Annotated in this window: 17 protein-coding genes; 10 read left to right on the top strand and 7 right to left on the bottom strand. The window is 63.1% G+C overall.

Translation table 11 applies throughout. From position 1 onward, the window contains the following. The first annotated feature begins 157 nt into the window (after window positions 1-157). Both B0G81_RS30365 and B0G81_RS30360 read left to right on the top strand, forming a co-directional pair. Window positions 158-736, top strand: coding sequence for a hypothetical protein (locus B0G81_RS30365; RefSeq protein WP_106280051.1), 579 nt, complete (start codon window positions 158-160; stop codon window positions 734-736). Then, a complete protein-coding gene (locus tag B0G81_RS30360) occupies window positions 733-1,302 on the top strand; it encodes a hypothetical protein (protein WP_243856647.1) in 570 nt (189 codons plus the stop codon). The genes B0G81_RS30365 and B0G81_RS30360 overlap by 4 nt, the downstream gene beginning before the upstream one ends. A gap of 99 nt (window positions 1,303-1,401) precedes the next feature. Here the strand turns inward: B0G81_RS30360 and B0G81_RS30355 are convergent, their stop codons facing one another. Then, complete coding sequence (locus tag B0G81_RS30355; RefSeq protein WP_106280048.1) at window positions 1,402-2,748, bottom strand: nitrate/sulfonate/bicarbonate ABC transporter ATP-binding protein; 1,347 nt, start codon at window positions 2,746-2,748, stop codon at window positions 1,402-1,404. Window positions 2,749-2,768: 20 nt separating this feature from the next. Next, entirely contained in the window at window positions 2,769-4,520 is a 1,752-nt protein-coding gene (locus B0G81_RS30350) for an ABC transporter permease subunit (protein ID WP_134140447.1), read from the bottom strand. 709 nt (window positions 4,521-5,229) lie between these two features. Between B0G81_RS30350 and B0G81_RS30345 the strand changes: the two genes are divergently transcribed. Both B0G81_RS30345 and B0G81_RS30340 read left to right on the top strand, forming a co-directional pair. Beyond that, window positions 5,230-6,921 carry a sensor domain-containing diguanylate cyclase gene (locus B0G81_RS30345; RefSeq protein ID WP_134140445.1) on the top strand — a complete coding sequence of 564 codons (1,692 nt, stop codon included), beginning with the start codon at window positions 5,230-5,232 and terminating at the stop codon, window positions 6,919-6,921. 145 nt (window positions 6,922-7,066) lie between these two features. Then, window positions 7,067-7,333 (top strand): hypothetical protein, encoded by a 267-nt coding sequence (locus B0G81_RS30340; RefSeq protein ID WP_074763386.1) that lies wholly within the window; start codon window positions 7,067-7,069, stop codon window positions 7,331-7,333. Window positions 7,334-7,419: 86 nt separating this feature from the next. On the opposite strand, the gene B0G81_RS30335 is transcribed toward B0G81_RS30340, so the two are convergent. Together B0G81_RS30335 and B0G81_RS30330 are read right to left on the bottom strand one after the other, a co-directional pair. After that, window positions 7,420-8,739 (bottom strand): ATP-binding protein, encoded by a 1,320-nt coding sequence (locus B0G81_RS30335; RefSeq protein ID WP_134140443.1) that lies wholly within the window; start codon window positions 8,737-8,739, stop codon window positions 7,420-7,422. Beyond that, the gene (locus tag B0G81_RS30330; RefSeq protein ID WP_116119288.1) at window positions 8,723-9,448 is read right to left on the bottom strand and encodes a response regulator; all 726 of its coding nucleotides are present in this window, start codon (window positions 9,446-9,448) and stop codon (window positions 8,723-8,725) included. The genes B0G81_RS30335 and B0G81_RS30330 overlap by 17 nt, the downstream gene beginning before the upstream one ends. 220 nt (window positions 9,449-9,668) lie before the next feature. On the opposite strand from B0G81_RS30330, the gene B0G81_RS30325 reads away from it, so the two are divergent. Beyond that, window positions 9,669-10,199, top strand: coding sequence for a periplasmic heavy metal sensor (locus B0G81_RS30325; protein ID WP_106280038.1), 531 nt, complete (start codon window positions 9,669-9,671; stop codon window positions 10,197-10,199). 208 nt (window positions 10,200-10,407) lie between these two features. On the opposite strand, the gene B0G81_RS30320 is transcribed toward B0G81_RS30325, so the two are convergent. Continuing rightward, window positions 10,408-11,118 (bottom strand): pirin family protein, encoded by a 711-nt coding sequence (locus B0G81_RS30320; protein ID WP_134140440.1) that lies wholly within the window; start codon window positions 11,116-11,118, stop codon window positions 10,408-10,410. A 693-nt stretch (window positions 11,119-11,811) separates the two neighbouring features. Here B0G81_RS30320 and hisQ point away from each other — a divergent pair. The 4 genes from hisQ to B0G81_RS30300 all read left to right on the top strand — a co-directional run bounded on the left by hisQ (window position 11,812) and on the right by B0G81_RS30300 (window position 15,790). Further along, the gene (hisQ, locus tag B0G81_RS30315) at window positions 11,812-12,501 is read left to right on the top strand and encodes a histidine ABC transporter permease HisQ (RefSeq protein ID WP_106280035.1); all 690 of its coding nucleotides are present in this window, start codon (window positions 11,812-11,814) and stop codon (window positions 12,499-12,501) included. After that, on the top strand, window positions 12,498-13,211 hold the full coding sequence (locus tag B0G81_RS30310; protein ID WP_106280033.1) for an ABC transporter permease: 714 nt from the start codon (window positions 12,498-12,500) through the stop codon (window positions 13,209-13,211). Before hisQ ends, B0G81_RS30310 begins: the two co-directional genes overlap by 4 nt. Before the next feature lie 46 nt (window positions 13,212-13,257). Continuing rightward, window positions 13,258-14,037: an ATP-binding cassette domain-containing protein gene (locus B0G81_RS30305; protein WP_134140438.1), complete on the top strand. Its 780-nt coding sequence runs from the start codon at window positions 13,258-13,260 to the stop codon at window positions 14,035-14,037. 601 nt (window positions 14,038-14,638) lie between these two features. Next, window positions 14,639-15,790 (top strand): porin, encoded by a 1,152-nt coding sequence (locus B0G81_RS30300; RefSeq protein ID WP_116119285.1) that lies wholly within the window; start codon window positions 14,639-14,641, stop codon window positions 15,788-15,790. A 258-nt stretch (window positions 15,791-16,048) separates the two neighbouring features. Here B0G81_RS30300 and glnK read toward each other — a convergent pair whose 3' ends face one another. After that, window positions 16,049-16,387, bottom strand: a complete 339-nt coding sequence (gene glnK, locus B0G81_RS30295) for a P-II family nitrogen regulator (RefSeq protein WP_006048444.1) — start codon at window positions 16,385-16,387, stop codon at window positions 16,049-16,051. Between the two features lie 126 nt (window positions 16,388-16,513). Continuing rightward, entirely contained in the window at window positions 16,514-18,214 is a 1,701-nt protein-coding gene (locus B0G81_RS30290; protein ID WP_106280027.1) for an NAD+ synthase, read from the bottom strand. A gap of 144 nt (window positions 18,215-18,358) precedes the next feature. Here B0G81_RS30290 and B0G81_RS30285 point away from each other — a divergent pair, with 144 nt between their 5' ends. Then, entirely contained in the window at window positions 18,359-19,528 is a 1,170-nt protein-coding gene (locus B0G81_RS30285; protein ID WP_106280026.1) for a GNAT family N-acetyltransferase, read from the top strand. The last annotated feature ends 6 nt before the right edge of the window (window positions 19,529-19,534 follow it).

Here is a 19,534-nt window from a genome sequence, read left to right as displayed (position 1 = left end):
CATCTTTTGCAATTGCTTGCATTTTCCCTCTGCCAATTACAAATAGCATCCTGCAAAATGCGGCACACGCATTGCTAGGTGGGGAACGCGTGTTGCTCGTTCGCGTAACGGTTGTCGAGCGCGAATGAAAGGCACTTGCAGGAGCAGAGACAGGGAAATGCAAAAAAGTATGGTGTGGGCCGAATGGGCAAAAAGAACAGCCGGGCGCGGACGTCCCAATGCAACGGCGCTCGTCGCTCTAGCCGTGGTGATCTCGTCGGCGCTGAGCGGCTGTAGCTCGCTCTATTCAGAAGGCGCGACCGCCGGCGCCGGTATCGCAGGCGCCGCGCTCGCGGCGAAAGTCACCAGCAACGCGGCCGTCGCGACCGGCATCGGTCTTGGCGCAGTGGCCGCGGCGCGTGCGGGCGTCCAGTACTCGGAGCGCGTGGTTCACAAGAATACGCAGGACGGCATCGCAAAAATCGCCGGGCCGCTCGACGTCGGCGCAATCGCCCCGTGGAGTGTGACCCATTCCATGCCGATCGAAGACGACGAGCACGGCCGCGTTACTGTCAGCCGCACAATCAGCGCGGGCGCGCTCGACTGCAAGGAAATCGTCTTCTCAGTCGATCAGACCGCCACCAAGAACGTGCCGGCAAGCAGCGCGTTTTACGTGGCATCGATTTGCCGCGACGGCGACAACTGGAAATGGGCGTCGGCCGAACCCGCTACCGAACGTTGGGGCGCGTTGCAATGACGGCGCGTTCGCATACGGCTGCCTTCACGGCGCGCCGCCCTCGCCTCGCCGCCTGGTCCGGCAGCCGGCTGCGGCTGGTGCTGGCCGGCGCGCTGTGCGTCGGCGCAAGTGTGCTGACGAGCGGCTGCTCGTCGGTCGGCGCGGCGAGCGGCGCGGCGGCGGGCGTCGCGTCCGGGCTGGTGACATCCAATCCGGCCATTGCCATCGGTGTCGGCATTGCCGTGCAGGCTGCGACCGACGAGGCTGTCGGCCACTACATGCGCGTCATGCACACCGATCAGCAGAACATGATCGCCGCGTTGGCGGGTGCCATGCCGGTCGGCGAGACACGGCCGTGGGCGGTCAAGCACACGTTGCCGATCGAGAATGGCCACGGCCAGGTGCGCGTGACGCGCGCGTTCGGCTCGGCCCTCGCGCTCTGCAAGGAATTCGTCTTCTCGGTACAGGACGGCGACGGACCGAGCGCGCATGAGGACTGGTATACGGCGAGCGCGTGTCAGCAGGAAAAGGGCTGGAAGTGGGCGTCCGCGGAACCGGCCGTCACGCGCTGGGGCAGTCTGCAATAACCGCACGGCAATGAAAAAACGGCAGGGTCGCCCCTGCCGTTTTTGCTTCGAACCGGCCTCACGCGTCTTGATCGACTCAAACGCGCAACGCGGAGGCGCTCAAGACTCCACGTCTTCCAGACTGAAGATTTCGGTCTGGTCGTTGTACGAGAAGATCTCGCCATAACGGCCCCAGTTGATGACCGCGTCGAGCGTCTCCTCCGCGGCGCTGTCCGACAGAAAATCCTCCAGCTCCTGCTCGAAGCGCACGCGCGGCGCGCGATGCCCCGGCCGTTCGTTGAGCACCGTCTTGATTCGAGCGGCGAGCGGCACGTGACGCAGCAGATGTTCGGCGAACATCATCTTGCGTTCCTGAGTGCCGAACTCGGAGAACACGCGCGCGGGCGGCGTCAGGAAAATGTCGCCTTCGCGGATATCCGCGAAACCGAGATGCTGCAGCACTTCAGCGACCGGGAACAGATCGTCGACCTCGAGGTGCAGCGAGCGCGCGATTTCCGGCATGTCCGCACGGCCGTGGTACGGCGCGGCGGCCAGTGTTTCGATCAGACCGGCCATCAGGTTAGTCGACACGTGCGGCAGCCAGCTGTGCAGCTCGAGCCCCTTCCGGGTCTTTTCGTCGGTCTGACGCGCGGTCATCTTCGCGTAGATGTCGTCCACCAGCTTGCGGAACGCCGGATCGAGGCGGTTGCGCGGATGCTTGAACGGCACCTTGATCTCGGCGATCACGCGGCCCGGATTCGACGACAACACCAGAATGCGGTCGCACATGAACACCGCTTCCTCGATGTTGTGCGTGACGATCAGCACGGCCTTGATCGGCATGCGGCCTTGCGTCCACAGATCGAGCAGGTCGGTACGCAGGGTTTCGGCGGTCAGCACGTCGAGCGCGGAAAACGGCTCGTCCATCAACAGCAGCGTGGGATCGACCACCAGTGCGCGCGCAAAACCGACGCGCTGGCGCATGCCGCCCGACAGCTCGCGCGGATAGGCGTTTTCGAAACCGTCCAGACCGATCAGGTCGATCGCCGCCAGCGCGCGCGTACGCCGTTCGCTCGCGCCGACGCCTTGCGCTTCGAGACCTGCTTCCACGTTTTGCAGCACGGTCAGCCAGGGGAACAGCGCGAACGTCTGGAACACCATCGCGACACCCTTGGCGGGGCCGTCGAGCGGCTTGCCCATATAGGTGACTTCGCCGTCGGTCGGCTCGATCAGACCGGCGATGATGCGCAACAGTGTCGACTTGCCCGAGCCCGAACGGCCCAGCAATCCCACGATCTCGCCTTCGCGCAGCGACAGGTTTGCGTCGTCGAGGACGAGCAGTTCGCCCTGCGACTTGTTGAACCCGCGGCACACGTCCTTGACGCGCAGGATCTCTTCGCCGAGGCGCGGCGGCTTCGGCGGAATCTGGATCGGCGCGGCGGTCATAGCAGCTTTAGGATTTTGCATCGCGTTTTGCCTTTATTTCTTCAATCGAGCCGGAGCTTGGCTTCGGCGTAGGCGTACATCGGACGCCACAGCAGGCGGTTGAACAGCGTCACGAACAGGGACATCACGGCGATACCCACGATGATCTTCGGATAATCGCCCGCGGCGGTGGACTGCGCGATATAGGCGCCGAGTCCGTGCGCGGCCACCTTGGTGTCGCCCCACTGCACGAATTCCGCAACGATGCTCGCATTCCACGCGCCGCCCGACGCAGTGATCGCGCCCGTGACGTAGTATGGGAAAATGCCCGGCAGAATCGCCTGGCGCCACCATTGCCAGCCGCGAATGTGGAAGTTCTTGGCCGCTTCGCGATAGTCGTTCGGATACGAGGTCGCGCCGGCAATCACGTTGAACAGGATATACCACTGCGTGCCGAGCACGATCAGCGGCGACAACCAGATGTCCGGGTTCAGATGGAAGCGCACGATCGCGATCACGAACACCGGGAACAGCAGATTGGCCGGGAACGCGGCGAGGAACTGCGCGAGCGGCTGGATCTTCTCGGCAAGCGCCGGGCGCAAGCCGATCAGCACACCCACCGGCACCCAGATCACGGAGGCGATCGCGATCAGCACCACCACCCGCAGCAGCGTGATCAGCCCGAGCACGAACACGTGCCAGACTTCGTCCAGCGACACGCCGGTGCGCACATAGATCACGACGCGATACACCACGTAGACGGTCGTGAGCAGCACCAGCGCCGCCCACACAATATCGCCGACGCGCGAACTCTTCTGCATCTGCGGAATCTGGAAGCGCGGCCCCTGGAACGCCGGCAGCCGGAACGGCACGCGCGCGGCCTTGGCGAACATCCAGCCGAGCGGCACCAGCAAGCGGTGGATCAGGCGGGTGCGGCGGATCAGATCGAGCAGCCACGATTCCGGCGCGTCGCCCGAACTGGTGTTTTCCATGCGGAACTTGTCGGCCCACGCGACGAGCGGGCGGAACAGCAACTGGTCGTAGGCGAGAATCACGACCGTCATGGCAAGGATCACCCAGCCGATCGCGTGCAGGTTCTTATCCGAGATCGCTTGCGCGAGATAGGCGCCGATGCCCGGCAGGATGATCGTTCTGTTGCCGACCGTGATCGCCTCCGAGGCGACCACGAAGAACCAGCCGCCCGACATCGACATCATCATGTTCCAGATGAGGCCCGGCATCGAGAACGGGACTTCCAGCTTCCAGAAGCGCTGCCATGAAGTCAGGTGAAAACCGCGCGAGACTTCGTCCAGATCGCGCGGCACCGTGCGCAGCGACTGATAGAAACTGAACGTCATGTTCCACGCCTGGCTCGTGAAGATCGCGAAGATCGCCGCGAGTTCGGCACCGAGCACCCGGCCTGGAAACAGCGCCAGGAAGAAGGTGACCGTAAACGAAATGTAGCCCAGCACCGGCACCGACTGCAGGATGTCGAGAATCGGCACCAGCACGAGGCCGGCGCGGCGGCTTTTGGCGGCCAGCGTGCCATACACCAGCGTAAAGATCAGCGAGGCGACCATGGCCGCGAGCATGCGCAGCGTGGTGCGCATCGCATATTCAGGCAGGTTCGCAGGATCGAGCGAGATGGCTTGAGTCTTGAGCGTCGACATGGGCGCCAAGGTCTCGTGAAAGCCGATCGCCGCCATGGCGATCAGACAGATGATCAGCGGGAAGGCGACGAAGTCCCAGCGATTGGGCAGCACCCGCCATGCCGATGCATTGGCGGTGCGCTTCAGATCGAAGCTGAAGTCCATCAGAGACCCTCCCCGACGAACCAGGCGTTCAAGCCCAGCAAGGAGGACGCGGCTTCGGCGCGGCGATCTGAAGGTCGGTCCGGAAAGCGGAAATCAGGCATGGCAAAACGCGTATGCGCGGTAAATCGTTAGCGTTGGAGACACGTGAACCGGTGACGAATGGGTCGTGGACGGACCGCCCAGGACCTCAACCGTCAAGCCAGACTCCTGTCGCCGCAGGCGCCGCCCGTAAGGGCTGGCGAGCTTTCCTTGTTTTGGACGGCACGACACTACACCATCCTATGTTTCAGGCACAACCTTTCGCGGCAAATAGCGATAAATAGCGGAGAACCTGCTTTCACCGCCCTTTAAGTCAGCATGCGCCGACCCTGCTGCCGATCTTTTATCGTGGTGCACCGGCCACATCGTCGACCAACGCGGGGCTGCCTCGATGGCCTGGACCTCACCGGACAAACCCGAACAACCGTCAAGAATCCGGCCGGGCTGCCGTTAAGAACCCGATGGACGCGGTGGACGCACTTCGCATTCCCGCAATAACGGTGGCGTCTGGCCCCATGACGGTTAAAATCAGAAGACGACGCCTGTTATCGGTTTATCCCGGGCCACAGCGACGGCGTATTGCCGACCGCTTCCACAGCGGTGAAACTGCGCGAGCGCGCTGCCACGAATGAGCTAGTTGCATGCCACAGCCAGACGGATCAGAGGGTCGATGAACAGGACAACCTTGCGCCAGGCAGCCGGACCGGTCAGCTTCATGCTGATCGTCCTGGTTTGCTGGTTCGTGGCCGGCATGGTTGCGGACCGGATGGTACAGCAAGAGCTGGACGCAGCCCTGCGTGCGCAGCGGCAGATGTCCACCTCGATCGTGGACAACATGGCGGAGGTGATCGCCAGCGACCTTGCGATGTCTCGCGCCATCCCCGCCACCATGGCCGAAATGGACGTGGTCCAGCGCGCTCTGGTGCAATCCCAGAATTATGCCGTGAAGAGTGGAGTGACGGAACCCGTCCTGCGCGCCGCCTTGCTCAAAGACGCGCAGATGAGCGCCGTGAGCAACTTCCTGCACGACGCGCAAGGCTTCTCCGGGCTCGACCAGATCTGGCTCGTCAACGCCAACGGCGTCTGCGTCGCCTCGAGCAACTCCATCGACAATCCGCTCGCGGCCGAACGCTCTTTCGTCGGCACCGACATGCGGGTGCGCGGCTATCTGACGAACGCCCTGCTCGGCGCGTTCTCCGAAGCCTATGGCGTCGGCCGCTCGAGCGGCGAGCCCGGCATCTTCATTGCCGCGCCCGCATACGCGGACGGCCTGCTGGTCGGCGTGGTCGTCGCGAAGGTCGGCATCGCGCGGCTGCGCCACTGGGTCGCGCACGCCGGCACCTTCGTCGCCGACGACAACGGCGTCATCATCATGGCGCACAACAGCGAGCTCGAAGGCCGCGCACTGCCGAACTCGCGCGTCACGCACATGACGCCGGCCGAGCGCAAGATCACTTATTTGCGCGACACGATTCCCGACATCCAGATCAGCGTGGACTCGCAAGTACGCGAACAGGCGCCGTGGGTGCCGTCCGCCGTGGCCGGGCAACTATTCGGCATGCCCGAGCGACCCATGCCGTCGCTCTATCAGACGCGCGGCGGTCTGAACTCGGGACTGTCGGCGCATCTGGTCGATCCGCTCGTGGCCTGGCCGGAACTGCTGCGCAATCACAAGCGCGATCATTTGCTGGTATTTCTGACGCTGGCCGGCACGGTCGCGCTGGCGTGGGTGATCACGGTGTCGTATGTGCGCGAGCGGCGCCACCATCGCGCCACGCGCGATCTCGCTGAACAATTGCAATCCGCCAACACGCTGCTGTCGGCCGAGGCGCGCCACGACGCGCTGACCGGCGCGCTGTCGCGGCGCTACTTTCTCGACCTGCTGCGCCACGAGATCGAACGCGCGCATGCGGGCAACGAACCGTTGTGCATGGCGATCGCCGACCTCGACCACTTCAAGCAGATCAACGACCGCTTCGGCCATGCCGCCGGCGACCGCGCGCTCGAGCATTTCGTCGATACCTGCCGCGCCGAACTGCGCGGCGCCGACGCGATCGGCCGCCTGGGCGGCGAGGAGTTCGGTCTGCTGCTGCCGGCCACGGACCTGGCCGGCGGCCACGAAGTCGTCGAACGCTTGCGGCTGCGCCTGAAAGCGGTGCCTTCGCCGAAGTTGCCGCCTTCGGTGGGCTTGAGCGTGAGCATCGGCATTACCGAACTCTCGCCCGACGATCTGCCCGAGCGGATCATGAGCCGCGCCGACATGGCGCTTTACGCGGCGAAATCGGGCGGCCGCGACCGCACCGAGGCCCTGCCGCCCGACGACACCGCGCCGCCTGCCCGCACAATGGCCAACGTCTGGTGATGCGTTCGGCAGAAGCCGGACACCGGCGTCTCAATCAGTCCGCCATCTGACGTAAGGCAAGACGCGCCCTCGGGCATCTCTGACGAAGCAGGTATCATCGACCCTGATATCGAGGTTGCCGCTACCGCTTTAACGGGAGATTCGCATGAAGGGAAATTTGGTCATCGTCTGCCGCGATCAGGATGCTGACGCGTTCGACCATCTGCTGGCTGAATACGGCGCGTTCCAGACGCGCCTGTCGTCCACCGCGTGGTATCTGAAACTGGCCGTCGCGCCGGAACTGATTCAGGAGGAGATCTTGGCACGTCTGGGCAAATACACCACCCACTATATTTTCGAAGCGGAAACGGTCACGTGGAATACGGTGGATAGCGACGCGGCGAATGCGCTGAACACGTTGTTCTCGGATTAGCACGCCGGTTTCCGGCGGCGCCTTCTGGATATTGCGCCCGGATCTCAAGACGCGGCACGGACTGCCGAGCCCGCGCCGCGCACCGATTAACCCCAGGCATTCTCCGTAGTTGCCGCGGCCCGCGGCAGCACTTCGAGCGGAAAGCTCATCAAGACTCGCAAACCACGGCCGCCGTGGTTGCCGATCTCCCACTCGCCACCGGCACGCCGCACCAGCCGTTCGACAATGGCAAGCCCGAGACCGCTATGGCCGTTGCCGCCGCGCGCCGGATCGAGCCGTACGAACGGCCGGCTCGCATTGATCAGATCTTGGGCCGCGATACCGCTGCCGTTGTCGCTCACCGACAAAGTGAAGCCTTCCGCAGTACGCGCCGTGGCGACGACGACCGGCGGCGCACCGTATGCATGCGCGTTGTCGAGCAGATTCGACAGAATCCGGTCGAGTGTGGCGGCCGGCAGCAGGAACGCCGGCCCCGCGTTGAGTTCGGTCTGCACGGTGGGTGTACCGGAGGCCACCGCCCGATAGCTGCGCACGATCCGCTCGCACTGCGCGTCCACTTCGACCGCCTCGCTGCGATCGGCGCCGTCGTGGGCGAACACCAGAAACTGCTCGACGATATGCGTCATGGAATCGACATCGCGCACCACGCCGTCGCGCATCTTCGCTTCGTCCATCATTTCGGCGCGCAGCCGCAAACGCGCGAGCGGCGTTTTCAGATCGTGCGCCACGCCCGCCAGCATCACCGCGCGGTCGTTCTCCGTGCGCGCCACTTCCTGGACCATCTGATTAAAACCGTGCGTGAGTTGACGCAACTCGCGCGGCCCGCGCTCCGGCACCGGCGGCACCGGCTGACCGCGGCCGAAACGCGCGACCGCCTGGGCGAGCGAGCGCAACGGCTGCTGCAGCGCCCAGGCGGCGAACAGCGCCGCCATCACCGCGAACGAGAAAATGATGGCAAGCCACAGCACCGTGCGGTCGAGCGAGCGCGGCGTGCGCAACGGCTGCACCGGCACGACGATCCAGCTTTTGTCGGAGGGGGCGCGCACCCATAGCGTGGGCGGGCGGCCCGGCTGGCCGATGCGCACCTGCGTGCCGGACGGCATGCGATCGCGCACGTCTTCGACGAAACGTTCGAGCGGCGGCGGCATGTCCGCGACCTCCGGCGGCACTTCCGGGCTCGCCGGGTCGACCAGTTTGACGCGCGACGGCAAGGGCTGATCCGGCGTTCGGGCGACGTGCTGACGCACCGCGTCGACGAGAAAGGTGGCTTCTTCGACCGCGTAGCGTGTTTGCAGCTGACTGCGTTCGAGGCGCATGAGCGCATACCACGCGAAATGCGACAGCAGCAGCACGGCGACGACCAGCAGCGCTAGCCGCCCGAACAGCGAATCAATGGGCCGGCGCATTCTGTTCGCCGTCGGGCACGAACACGTAGCCGCGGCCGCGCACCGTTTGAATGAAGCGCGGCGTGGACGGGTCGGTTTCGAGAATGCGGCGCAGACGCCAGACCTGCACGTCGATACCGCGGTCGGTGCCGTCGTATTCCGGACCGTGCAGCAGTTCGAGCAGGCGCTCGCGCGTGAGCGTGCGCATGGGGTGATTGACGAAAATCTTCAGCAGCGCGAACTCGCTGCCCGACAACGTGAGCGGCTTGTCTTCCAGATGCAGCGTGCGCAACTGGAAGTCGAGCTTGAAGCGGCCGAAGTTGAACGGCTCGCGCTGTTCCGGCGCCGCCGCCGACGGCAGCGTGCGGCGCCGGCGCAGCACGGCCTGCACGCGCGCCAGCAGCTCGCGCGGATTGAACGGCTTGCCGAGGTAGTCGTCGGCGCCGAGTTCCAGCCCGACGATCCGGTCGACGTCGTCCGCCCGCGCCGTGAGCATGATCACGGGGATGTCGTCGCCCGACGCGCGCAGCTTGCGCAGGGCGGTGAGCCCGTCGACGCCCGGCATCATCAGGTCGAGCACGATCAAATCCGGACGCTCGCGTTCGAGCCGGCGCTCGAGCGAGCCCGCGTCGTGCAGCACCGAAACCTCGATGCCCTGGCGGGCCAGATAGTCGCGGAGCAGATCGCGCAATTCGACGTCGTCGTCGACAACAAGTATTTGAGTAGCCATGGGATGAAGTTTAACGCGCGGCAGAAAGGGTTTTGGATTTCAAACCGGCCCCAAGGGTTACCGGGTGTTACGGTGAAAGCTGTGCGTAATCCCCCGTAACAGCCGCATCCTGCCACGTAACACAGCGACCTGCGCAGTTCTCTACGCTCTGTCTTACCGAATGCACGCCGTCCACTTTAACCGGTTGCATCGTCGGCTATTCCATTACAGGGAGTCTCACATGTCTACCAAAAAGATCTCGCGCGTTCTCGCCGTCGCCGCCACTGCTCTCGCCATCGGCGCGGGCGCTGCCTATGCCGCACAACCCACCGCCGACCATGGCGGCCCTGGCGGCTGGCACGGCCACTTCATGAAGGAACTGACGCAGCTCCACGATCAGCTGAAGCTGAACGCGGATCAGGAAAAGCAGTGGCAGGCCGCGCTCGACACCATGAAGCAGAACCACGAAGCCATGCGCGCCAACCATGAGCAGATCAAGAACCAGTTCAAGGCCGCGCAGCAGCAGCCGATCCTGGATCTGAACGCCATGGCCGCCACGCACCAGCAGGTCGAACAGAAAGACGCACAACTGCGTCAGCAAACTTCGGATGCGTGGCTCAAGTTCTACAACGGCCTGAACGACCAGCAAAAGACCACCGTCAGCACGGCGCTCAAACAGCGCTTTGCGAAGATGGAGTCGCGTCATGAAAAGATGCGCGAGCACTGGGAGCAGCGTAAGGGTGCGGCTTCGGCGCCGGCGGCCAATCAGTAAGCGGCTCGGTGTAGATGCACGGGCGGCTCGCGTGGCCGTCGGCCGTCTGTGCTGCTGAATGCAAAAACGCCACGGAGGCTTGCCCTCCGTGGCGTTTTTTTACTACGGCGCGGCACGGTGCGCGCGGACTACCGCGAGGCATGCGTGAGGCGTGCTCGTTGCGCCTTCAACTATTTCTTCAGTGAAAGCCCCACCGGGCGATAACGGCTTAGCCGTTGAGCTGCCCCAGATCGAACAGCAGCACTTCAGCGTTCTCGCCCTTCTCCAAGGTAACCGTCTCCGTGTCGCTGAGCTTGGCGGCGTCCCCTGCATGGAGCACTTTTCCATTCACCGTCAGCGCGCCGCGCGCCACGTGCACATAGGCGAGGCGTCCTTTGGGCAGCGCGAATGTCGCCGTTTCTTCGCCATCGATCAGCGCCGCGTAAATCGACGCGTCCGCATGGATCGTCACCGAACCGTCGCGGCCGTCGGGCGAAGCGACCACGCGCAGGCGGCCGCGCTTGTCGGCGGCGTCGAAACGCTTTTCCTCGTAGCTCGGCTGGTCGCCCGCGCGTTGCGGAATCACCCAGATCTGCAGCAGATGCGCGGACTCGTCCTGCGACGCGTTGAACTCGCTGTGCTGCACGCCGGTCCCCGCGCTCATGCGCTGCACGTCGCCGGGACGGATTGTCGAGCCGTTGCCCATGCTGTCGCGGTGGGCCAGCGCGCCTTCGAGCACATAGGTGACGATTTCCATGTCGCGATGGCCGTGCGTGCCGAAGCCCTCGCCGCCGGCGATACGGTCTTCGTTGATGACCCGCAGCGGGCCGAAATGCACGTGCTGAGGATCGCGATAGTCGGCAAACGAGAAGCTGTGATACGAGTCGAGCCAGCCGTGGTTGGCGTGACCGCGTTCTTCGGAGCGGCGAATCTCGAACATGGAAGGACTCCTGGTGAGTAACAGTGATGCCGGGAATGTATGGGCATGGCCTGCACTAAACAATCCGCGCGGGTGCACCGGATCGTTTCATAAATCCGCGCAATCAGGCGTGGTGAAGGAACGCGATAACGTCGCGCTCGCACAACGGCCGCGCACGCCAGTTTGCCGCCGGCGGCGTCCCGGACTGGCGCCCCGTCCCTGTTCGGGTAAAATACCGCCCTTTTCGCGATCGCGTTGGCGCCGAACGAGCACCCGCGGGTCCGGCATGGCGGGCCGCGAGGGGTCGGCTGCCGGTTTCAGACCCCCGTCAGACTGTCGTTGCGTCGAATGGACGCGTCGCGCTCCGAAGCCGCAAGCCCGGGCGGCGCGACAATTTTGACCGCCTAGAATAGCGACGGCCAATTGGGTCCGCACGCGAGTCGAGGAAACACACGCAGTACGCACGAAACTCGGGGCTCGCCCGCATGGGCTTTCGCGAGGCTTCGTAATACAGTCGGCAGTAGATTTACCCGCAGTTTCATAACAAGAGTCGAAAAGCGCGCTGCAAGACCGGCAACGGTCATGCAGTCATGATTTGCACAGCGGTGCGCTGTGCGCCGCAGATCACAGCGAGCCCCAAGCTCGCGGCAAACGCGGCGCAGAGTTGGCCGCGTCTTTCGCGGTGTGTCGCAAACACATCGTCAAGGACCCCCTATGTTCCTTCAAGGCTACGGCCCGCTGCTCCTCAACGGCACCTGGCAGACCGTCAAACTGGCGGTATTGTCGCTGGCGTTCGCTTTCGTGCTGGGCCTGCTCGGCGCGGCGGCGAAGCTGTCGAAAAACCGTTTCTCCTACGGCGTCGGCACGGTCTACACCACACTCGTGCGCGGCGTGCCCGACCTGGTGCTGATGCTGCTGCTCTTCTACAGCATCCAGATCTGGCTGAACAACCTGACCGACCTGCTTGGCTGGGACCAGATCGACATCGATCCTTTCGTGGCCGGCGTCGCGGTGCTCGGCTTCATTTACGGCGCGTACTTCACCGAGACCTTCCGCGGCGCGTTCCTCGCGGTGCCGCGCGGCCAGCTCGAAGCCGGCGCCGCTTACGGCATGACCGGCTGGCAGGTGTTTTCCCGCGTGATGTTCCCGCAGATGATGCGCTTCGCGCTGCCCGGCATCGGCAACAACTGGCAGGTGATGGTCAAGGCCACCGCGCTGGTGTCGATCATCGGCCTCGCCGACGTGGTCAAGGCTTCGCAGGACGCGGGCAAGGGCACGTTGCGGTTCTTCTTCTTCACCCTGTTCGCGGGGGCGATCTATCTCGTCATCACCACAGTGTCCAACTTCGTGCTGATGTACCTCGAAAAGCGTTACTCGACCGGCGTGCGAAAGGCGGATCTATGATCGAGATCATTCAGGAATACTGGCGCAATTATCTGTACACCGACGGCTATCGCATCACCGGCGTCGCGATCACGCTGTGGCTGCTGGTGGTGTCGATCGGGCTCGGCTTCTGTCTGTCGATTCCGCTCGCGGTGGCCCGCGTGTCGAAGAAGAAGTGGCTCTCCACGCTGGTGTGGCTGTATACGTACATCTTCCGCGGCACGCCGTTGTATGTGCAACTACTGCTCTGCTACACCGGCTTGTACAGCCTCGAGATCATTCGCAATCACGAACTCACCAATGCGTTCTTCCGCGACGGCATGCATTGCACGCTGCTCGCTTTCACGCTGAACACCTGCGCCTACACCACCGAGATTTTCGCCGGCGCGATCAAGGCGACGCCGTACGGCGAGATCGAAGCGGCGCGCGCGTACGGCATGTCGTCGTTCACGCTGTACCGGCGCGTGATTCTGCCGTCGGCCCTGCGCCGCGCATTGCCCTACTACAGCAATGAAGTGATCCTGATGCTGCACGCCACCACCGTCGCGTTCACCGCGACCGTGCCGGACATCCTCAAGATCGCGCGCGATGTGAACTCCGCGACGTATCAGTCGTTCAACGCGTTCGGCATTGCCGCACTGCTCTATCTGTGCATTTCATTCGCGCTCGTGTGGCTGTTCCGCCGCGCCGAGCGCCGCTGGCTCGCTTACCTGCGGCCGCAAGGCAAGTAACCCGAGGCACCGCGCCCTCAGCAAGTAAGCACGCCCAAGGATCCTGATGACCACCAAGAAGCAGAAGCTATTCGTCGACGAGCTTCACAAACAGTATGGCGACAACGAAGTGCTCAAGGGCGTGTCGCTCAAGGCCAACGCAGGCGACGTGATCAGCGTGATCGGCTCGTCCGGCTCGGGCAAGAGCACGATGCTTCGCTGCATCAACTTTCTCGAACAGCCGAACTCGGGACGCATCTTCGTCGACGGTGAAGAAGTGCGCACGCAGATCGGCAGGAACGGCGCGCTGCGCGTGTCGGACCCGAAGCAACTGCAGCGGGTGCGCACGAGGCTGTCGATGGTGTTCCAGCACTTCAACCTGTGGTCGCACATGAACGTGCTCGAAAACATCATCGAGGCGCCGGTTAACGTGCTGGGTCTGAAGCGCAAGGAAGCCGAAGACCGCGCACGCGAATATCTGGAAAAGGTCGGGCTCGCGCCGCGTCTGGAGAAACAGTATCCGTCGCATCTGTCGGGCGGCCAGCAGCAGCGCGTGGCGATCGCCCGCGCGCTGGCCATGCATCCGGATGTGATGCTGTTCGACGAACCGACTTCCGCGCTCGACCCCGAGCTGGTCGGCGAAGTGCTCAAGGTCATGCAGACGCTCGCCGAAGAAGGCCGCACGATGATCGTCGTCACGCACGAAATGGCCTTCGCGCGCAACGTGTCGAATCACGTGATGTTTCTGCATCAAGGCCGGGTGGAAGAAGAAGGCCACCCGGACGAAGTATTCAGGAACACGAAGAGCGACCGGCTCAAGCAGTTCCTTTCCGGCAGCCTTAAATAGAAGCTCAAATAGTGACTTAAACGCAGCCCGCTATTTGGGTTGTAGTCAAAGTAGTGTTACAAGGCGCTTTCTAGCGCCTTTTTTGTTTCGCTCACCTGTGCATTCCGGCGATTTCCGCCGCCAAAACCGCTCTCCGCGAGCCGTCCGCCCCCGCTGTTTCGCCCTACTCTGCCGCATTTCAAGCGTCAATAGTGGCAATCCTTAACCTTACCCTCGCCGATCCGTGATTCCCTTGTCACGTAAGGGTTTCCGCGTTTTTCGAAGCGCTTGCAGCAGGTCGTCGCGCACATTGTTATTGCAATTTGGAGACATCGATCAAGGCAGGTACTAATTTCTTCTCCCAGTTCAGGGTATTTTTGATAAATTAGTAACCAAAGTAGCAAAACAAAGTTCATTAAAAGTAGTTTCACTTCAAAGCACAGAGGAGAACCGGTCGGCGAGGGATCGGCATGACGACCAGATAGCCCCAAGGCTACACGTCACGGCAGGAGACCCAATCCACCCGCTAATCTCCCTGGTACCGATTTCTGTTCGGCGCAATCGCGGCCGAGCACCATTCGCAGTACTGGGTTTCACTTTTTGACAGGGTATGGAGGAGAAGATGAAGAAAGCTTTGCTCGCCGCTGCGCTGATGACAGCCGGTGTTGTTGCGCACGCCCAAAGCAGCGTGACGCTGTACGGCCGCCTTGACGCCGGTATCGAATACATGACGGGCGTTCCGCAAGGCTCGAACGCAGCTGGCTCGGCAACGGGCAGCACGAACCGTTGGCGCGCGGAAAGCGGTGACTGGGGTACCAGCCTGTGGGGCTTGAAGGGCGTTGAGGACATTGGTGGTGGCAATAAGGTCCTGTTCCAGTTGGAAGGCTCCTTCAACACCATGACGGGTGCAGGCCCTGGCGGCGGCGGTCTCTTCAATCGTTGGGCAACTGTTGGCCTGTCGAACGACCAGTACGGTACGTTCACGATGGGCCGCATGCTGTACATCTCGAACGGCGTGTGGGACTTCGACCCGTTCGGTCAATCGAACTGGTCGTCGGCGTCGCTGGTGCGTGGCCGCAACTGGCCGCAATCGAGCAACAACTTCGCGTACCAGTCGCCGAAGATCGCCGGCTTTGACTTCTACGGTCAATACGCGCTGTCGAACGCAACGAGCTGGAACGGCAACGGCACGACCGCTCAAGGTCGCGAAGCTGGCGCGCAGATCACCTACACGAGCTCGCTGTTCCAGATTCGCGGTCTGTACGACGAAATCCGCAACCCGGCTAACGGCGTCCTGTACGGCCCGAACGCAAGCACGGTCAACCCGGGCAACATCGGCAACGGCGTATTCGCGGCTTCGCGTGAATACTCGGCTCTCGTGAACGTGTTCCTCGGCCAGTTCAAGATTCAGGCGGCTTACCAAGCGGTCCGTTCGGCAGGTGCCCAGGGCGTTCTGCCGGGCCAGCCGACAACTCTGGATCACGAATGGGGCGGTGTGACGTGGCAAGCAACGCCGGCTGCGGCGCTGATTGCAGCGGTCTACCACGTGAACGGCAACAATGGCGCAGGCAACGCGACGATCTACACGGTCGGCGGCTCGTACAACCTGTCGAAGCGCACGCTGCTGGACATCCAGGTCGCAACGACGCAAAACAGCAAGACGGCTAACTACGGCCTGAATGCGAACAACGCAGGTACGTCGACCAGCACGGACAACCCGCTGCCGGGTCATAGCCAGACTGGCGTGTACGCAGGTATTCAACACTCGTTCTAATCGAACGGTGTTCCCCGAAGGGATTTCCTTCGGGGTGTAGTCAAGAGTTCTTCAAGAGAATCTTTTTCACGCTGCTGCGAGAGGCGCGTATCGGTGCGATGTCCGAAAGGGTATCGCACCGTTTTTTATTTGAGCGCGCGGTTTCGCCACGGCCTGAGCGCACCGGCGCGGTGCATTCATGGCTGATGTCGTACAGCGGACTACGGTTGGCACATTCCGCCGCTCGGTTCCTGCTTTAAGACAACAAACTCAGCTGCGTCAAACCGCTGCTTCGTTTTCTTCGCCGGTACGAATGCGGATCACGCGCTCCACGTCCGCGACGAAAATCTTGCCGTCGCCGATCTTGCCGGTGCGTGCCGCGCCGATGATCGCATCGATCACCTGGTCGCACTGGTTGTCCGCCACCACCACTTCGATCTTCACTTTCGGCAGAAAGTCGACCACGTACTCTGCACCACGATAGAGCTCGGTGTGGCCTTTCTGGCGGCCGAAGCCTTTGACCTCGGTCACGGTCAGCCCGGTGAGGCCGACTTCAGCGAGCGCCTCGCGCACTTCGTCGAGTTTGAACGGTTTGATGACTGCAGTGATGCGCTTCATGGCGAACCTCGTCTCGTGTCTGGAAGAGTGAAAAGGAAAGGGATGATTTTTATTCTACGCCGCGCCGGATGCGTTGCGGCAATCCGGCGCGTGCTACGGGTAAGTCCGCAGAGGTTCGCTTAAAGCTCACTCCACCGGTTCGGTGTAGCGCGACGTGATCGGATAACGCCAGTCGCGCCCGAACGCGCGATGCGTGACGCGAATGCCGATCGGCGCCTGACGCCGCTTGTATTCGTTGATCTTGATGAGGCGCGTGACGCGTTTGACGTCGTCGACCGCGTAGCCCGCCGCGACGATTTCGGCGAGCGAGCGGTCCTCTTCCATGTACATGCGCATGATCGCGTCGAGTACGTCGTATTCCGGCAAGCTGTCCTGATCGGTCTGGTTCTCGCGCAGTTCCGCCGACGGCGCGCGCGTCAGAATCCGCTCGGGAATGACGTCCTGTTTGGCGAAAGTGGTCGCCTGATTGCGGTAGTGGCACAGCCGGTAAACGAGCGTTTTCGCAATGTCCTTGATGACCGCAAAGCCGCCGGCCATGTCGCCGTATAACGTGCAGTAGCCCACCGCCATTTCGCTCTTGTTGCCGGTGGTCAGCACGATCGAGCCGAACTTGTTCGACAGCGCCATCAGCAAGGTGCCGCGAATGCGCGCCTGAATGTTTTCTTCGGTGGCGTCTTCGGCGCGGCCGGCGAACTCTTCGGCGAGCGAGCTGCGGAAGGCGTCGAACATCGGCGCGATCGCGATTTCGTCGTAGCGCACGCCGACGCGGCGCGCCATTTCGGCGGCGTCCGTGGTGGAAATGTCCGCCGTGTAGCGCGACGGCATCATCACCGCGCGCACGCGGTCCGCGCCGAGCGCGTCGCATGCGACGGCCAGCACCAGCGCCGAATCCACGCCGCCCGACAGGCCGATCAGCGCGCCCGGGAAACCGTTCTTGTTGATGTAGTCGCGCACGCCCATCACGAGCGCGGCGTAAACCTGCGCTTCGATCGACTGCTCCGGCGCGATCGGCGCGCGCAGCGGCTTGCCGTCTTCGAATTCGACGATCGCGGTCGCTTCCTCGAACTGCGCCATCTTCGCGACCAGTTCGCCCTGCGCGTCGAGCACGAACGAGCCGCCGTCGAATACCAGTTCGTCCTGCGCGCCGACCATGTTCACGTAGACCATCGGCAGTCCGGTCTCGCGAATCCGCGCGCGCAGAATGTCGAAGCGCACTGCTTCCTTGTTCAGGTGATACGGCGAGCCGTTCGGAATCAGCACCACTTGCGCGCCCGCCGCCTTCGCCATTTGCGCAGCCGACGCATGCCACGCGTCCTCGCAGATCACCACGCCGTACTTCACGCCATCGAGTTCGAACACGAACGGCTGCGGATCCGACGCGAAGTAGCGTTTCTCGTCGAACACCTCGGTGTTCGGCAAATCCTGCTTGCGATACGTGCCGCGCACTTCTCCGTCGACGATCAGCGAGGCCGCGTTGAACGTATCGACCGGCGGCACGCCGCGCTCGATCGGCGCGTTTGCATTACCATGGCCGTGCGCCGCGTTATGCGTGATGTCGCGCAGCGGATGGCCGACGATCACATGCAGGCCGGCGAACGGCTTCAGTTGTGCGGCGAGGTCGGCCAGCGCCGCCGCGCTCGCCGCATAGAACGCGGGACGCAGCAGCAGATCTTCGGGCGGATAGCCGGACAGCGCGAGTTCAGGCGCGATCAGCAGCTTCGCACCATCGTTGTGCGCGGCACGCGCGGCAGCGACGATTTTCGCGACGTTGCCGGCGAAGTCGCCGACGGTGACATTGATTTGAGCAAGAGCGATTCGGGTCTTCATGGCAGGATCGACAGGCAAGCCGACGTGGCTTGCGAGTACCGCGGCTGGTTAGCTCGACGGAATGGACAAATCGGATAAACGAACGGCGTGGCGCCTGATTTACCACTAGCGCGCCCCGCCGCTCATTAGGAACAGTCACACAGATTGAACCAGGAACGCTTTGATTATCGCACGGGCATTCTGGCGTCGCCCTCCGAGGTGGACGCCGCCGAATGGAATGCCCTGCTCGCGCAGCAGTCGCAGCCCACGCCGTTTCTGCGGCATGAGTTTTTGAGCGCCTTGCATGCGACCCGTTGCGCGGTCGCCGATACCGGCTGGGCGCCGCAATTCGTCACGCTGACGGACCCGCGCACGGACAAGCTCGTGGCCGCCGCGCCGGTGTATCTGAAAGGTCACTCGTACGGGGAGTACGTGTTCGACTGGGCCTGGGCCGACGCCTACAAGCGCAACGGTTTGCCGTATTACCCGAAGCTGTTGTGCGCGGTGCCGTTCACGCCGGTGCAAGGCAACCGGCTGTTGTCGGCGGATACGCATGCGCTCAGGCACCTGGCCGCGACGCTGATGGCGTTCGCCGAGCAGGCCGACGTGTCGTCGCTGCACGTGCTGTTTCCCACCGAAACGGAGGCGACAGCGCTGACCGACATGGGCATGATGCAACGCGAAGGCGTGCAGTTTCATTGGCTCAATGACGGCTATCGCGACTTCGACGATTTCCTCTCCACGCTCGAACAGAAGAAGCGCAAGAACATTCGCGCCGAGCGTCGTAAAGTGCACGAGGCCGGCGTGACGATGCGCCGGATTCGCGGCGAGGACATCCAGGACGCGGACTGGCGCTTCTTCAGCAAGTGCTATCGGCAGACGTACCGCGAGCACTTCTCGAGTCCGTATCTGAACCTCGATTTCTTCCGCATGATCGGCGCGTCGATGCCGGAGAATCTGCTGCTTGTGATCGCCGAATACGAAGGCAAGCCGATCGCGAGTTCGCTGGTGGTGTATCAGCGCGACGCAAAAACCGGCGGCACGTTGTATGGCCGCTACTGGGGCGCGCTCGAACACGTGCCGTGCCTGCACTTCGAAACCGCGTATTACCAGCCGCTCGAATTCTGCATCGAGGAAAAGCTCGGCGCGTTCGAAGGCGGCGCCCAGGGCGAGCACAAGATGGCCCGCGGCTTCCTGCCCACGGTGACGCGTTCGGCGCACTGGCTCGCGCATCCCGCTTTCGCCGATGCGGTCGGCCACTTTCTCGACAACGAAAAGAACAGCATCCACGCGTATGTGGACGAGCTGCGCGAACACAATCCGTTCAAAGGCTGAAGCGCA

Origin of the sequence: Paraburkholderia sp. BL6665CI2N2, from assembly GCF_004366535.1 — a bacterium.
GTDB lineage: Bacteria > Pseudomonadota > Gammaproteobacteria > Burkholderiales > Burkholderiaceae > Paraburkholderia.
The sequence above is the reverse complement of the archived record's forward strand: the minus strand, read 5'-3'. Positions and strand labels throughout refer to the sequence as shown.

Coding starts and splice junctions, on each gene's coding strand:
- hisQ (WP_106280035.1), top strand. CDS start 11,812: ATGTTCCTTCAAGGCTACGGCCCGCTGCTCCTCAACGGCACCTGGCAG.
- B0G81_RS30335 (WP_134140443.1), bottom strand. CDS start 8,739: ATGCGCCGGCCCATTGATTCGCTGTTCGGGCGGCTAGCGCTGCTGGTC.
- B0G81_RS30300 (WP_116119285.1), top strand. CDS start 14,639: ATGAAGAAAGCTTTGCTCGCCGCTGCGCTGATGACAGCCGGTGTTGTT.
- B0G81_RS30360 (WP_243856647.1), top strand. CDS start 733: ATGACGGCGCGTTCGCATACGGCTGCCTTCACGGCGCGCCGCCCTCGC.
- B0G81_RS30310 (WP_106280033.1), top strand. CDS start 12,498: ATGATCGAGATCATTCAGGAATACTGGCGCAATTATCTGTACACCGAC.
- B0G81_RS30290 (WP_106280027.1), bottom strand. CDS start 18,214: ATGAAGACCCGAATCGCTCTTGCTCAAATCAATGTCACCGTCGGCGAC.
- B0G81_RS30330 (WP_116119288.1), bottom strand. CDS start 9,448: ATGGCTACTCAAATACTTGTTGTCGACGACGACGTCGAATTGCGCGAT.
- B0G81_RS30365 (WP_106280051.1), top strand. CDS start 158: ATGCAAAAAAGTATGGTGTGGGCCGAATGGGCAAAAAGAACAGCCGGG.
- B0G81_RS30320 (WP_134140440.1), bottom strand. CDS start 11,118: ATGTTCGAGATTCGCCGCTCCGAAGAACGCGGTCACGCCAACCACGGC.
- B0G81_RS30345 (WP_134140445.1), top strand. CDS start 5,230: ATGAACAGGACAACCTTGCGCCAGGCAGCCGGACCGGTCAGCTTCATG.
- B0G81_RS30350 (WP_134140447.1), bottom strand. CDS start 4,520: ATGGACTTCAGCTTCGATCTGAAGCGCACCGCCAATGCATCGGCATGG.
- B0G81_RS30325 (WP_106280038.1), top strand. CDS start 9,669: ATGTCTACCAAAAAGATCTCGCGCGTTCTCGCCGTCGCCGCCACTGCT.
- B0G81_RS30355 (WP_106280048.1), bottom strand. CDS start 2,748: ATGCAAAATCCTAAAGCTGCTATGACCGCCGCGCCGATCCAGATTCCG.
- B0G81_RS30305 (WP_134140438.1), top strand. CDS start 13,258: ATGACCACCAAGAAGCAGAAGCTATTCGTCGACGAGCTTCACAAACAG.
- glnK (WP_006048444.1), bottom strand. CDS start 16,387: ATGAAGCGCATCACTGCAGTCATCAAACCGTTCAAACTCGACGAAGTG.
- B0G81_RS30340 (WP_074763386.1), top strand. CDS start 7,067: ATGAAGGGAAATTTGGTCATCGTCTGCCGCGATCAGGATGCTGACGCG.